Annotated in this window: 2 protein-coding genes; both read left to right on the top strand. The window is 60.9% G+C overall.

Annotated features, from left to right (window positions below):
* Positions 1 to 638, top strand: a 638-nt coding sequence (locus tag WCB02_RS41890) for a hypothetical protein (protein ID WP_423968883.1), incomplete at its 5' end; no start/stop codon positions are given.
* Positions 635 to 1,807: NAD(P)/FAD-dependent oxidoreductase (locus tag WCB02_RS41885; protein WP_423968881.1), on the top strand; the 1,173-nt coding region annotated here is incomplete at its 3' end. The genes WCB02_RS41890 and WCB02_RS41885, both read left to right, overlap by 4 nt.

The raw sequence follows: 1,807 nt of genomic DNA, 5'->3' as shown, positions 1-1,807 counted from the left end.
ACAGCGGCAGCTTTTTCGATCCTCAGGCAATTCCGCCCGCAGACTACGGCGCCATCGCCCAGCGGGCCAATCGTTTCGAGAGGGTAATCGTAGAGAATCATCCCGCGTTCACCGGCGATGCCTGCCTGCGCTTTCGCGACTTGCTTAGCGGCAAGCTCGAGATCGCTATGGGCCTGGAGACGACGCATCGGGAAGTGCTCGCGGGACTAAACAAACGCATGACGCTCGATCAATTCTCGACCGCGGCAAACTTTCTGCGCCGCAACGGGATCGATCTTCGGGTCTTTATCCTGGTGCAGCCTCCGCTTATGCCGGCAGGGGAAGCGCTTGCCTGGGCTGAACGCTCTTTGACATTTGCCATGGAACTTGGCGCCACGGCCGCGACCCTAATCCCAACGCGGGCGGGAAACGGGGCCATGGAGTCGCTGGGCTTTACGCCTCCATCTTTGGAAACTCTGGAGTCCGCGATGGAATACGGTTTGCGGCTTAAGGCAGGCAGAGTCTTCGCGGATCTGTGGGCACTGCGCGAATCGTGCGCGCACTGCCACGCGCAGCGCGCCGCCCGGCTGCGCCAGATGAATCTCCAGCAGGTCGTGCGGGATAGGATTTCCTGCACTTATTGCGGCGGTGCGAGTTGAAACGCGAGTTTGATCTTGCCATCGTCGGTGCGGGCTTCGGCGGTAGCCTGATGGCGATGATTGCCCATCAGCTTGGTCGATCAGTCATCCTGCTCGAACGCGGCCGGCATCCCCGCATGGTGATCGGAGAATCGACCACGCCGCTCAGCAATCTGCTGCTGGAGAGGCTGAGCACGACCTATGATCTGCCGCGGATTGCTCCGCTGGCAAAATGGGGAAGCTGGCAGCGTGCCCATTCGCAGATCGCATGCGGACTGAAGCGCGGCTTCACCTTCTTTCACCAGCAAGGTCAACTGCTGGTCGCGGCGAGCCCGTACGATGATATCGCCGACACCCATTGGTACCGGGCTGACGTGGATCAATTCCTGGTTAACGAGGCGCAGCGTTTGGGAGTCGAGTACCGCGACAACGTCCAGATCGAGGCGCTGGAATTCGCAGAGGATGGTGCGGCCATCGCCGGCCGCACCGGCGAGGAGACGCTTCAGCTACGTGCCAGGCTTCTGATCGATGCCACGGGCCCGGGGGGTTTTCTGCACCGGAGCTTGCGATTGGAGGAGTCTCCGCTGCCTGGACTCCCTGCTACAGAAAGCTTGTACAGCCACTTCACCGGAGTCACCCGCAGCGAAACCACCGGAGATGAACTTCCCTATCCGTTGGATGACGCCGCGGTGCATCACGTATTTGATGGCGGATGGGTGTGGGTGCTGCGATTCAATAACGGCGTCACCAGTGCCGGGGTTGCCGCGACTCGCCGGGTGGCCGAAGAGTTGGCGCTGAGCGAAGGGGAGCCGGCTTGGCGGAGGCTCTTGCACCGGCTGCCGGAGTTGAAAGCACAATTCAAGCAGGCATCCGCGTGCCAGCCGTTCCGTCACATGCCGGTGATCGCCTTTCGCAGCAGCACCATTGCAGGAAAACGATGGGCGATGCTGCCCTCAGCAGCCGGTTTTGTTGACCCGCTGCTTTCTACTGGATTTGCTCTCACTCTGACGGGGGTAGAACGGCTGGCGCAAATCATCGCTGAGCATCGCGATGCGGCTGACTTGGCGCGGCAACTACAAGGTTATGCCAAGGAAACAGATGACAACCTGTTGGCTGCGAGCCGGCTGATCGGGGCCCTGTACGCGAACATGGGCGACATTGCCGCTTTCACCTCATTGTCGCTCTTGTAT

This window comes from Bradyrhizobium sp. (genome assembly GCF_049581145.1).
Classification (GTDB): Bacteria; Pseudomonadota; Alphaproteobacteria; order Rhizobiales; family Xanthobacteraceae; genus Bradyrhizobium.
Note: the sequence above shows the minus strand (reverse complement) of the source record. Positions and strands in the feature narration are given on the sequence as shown.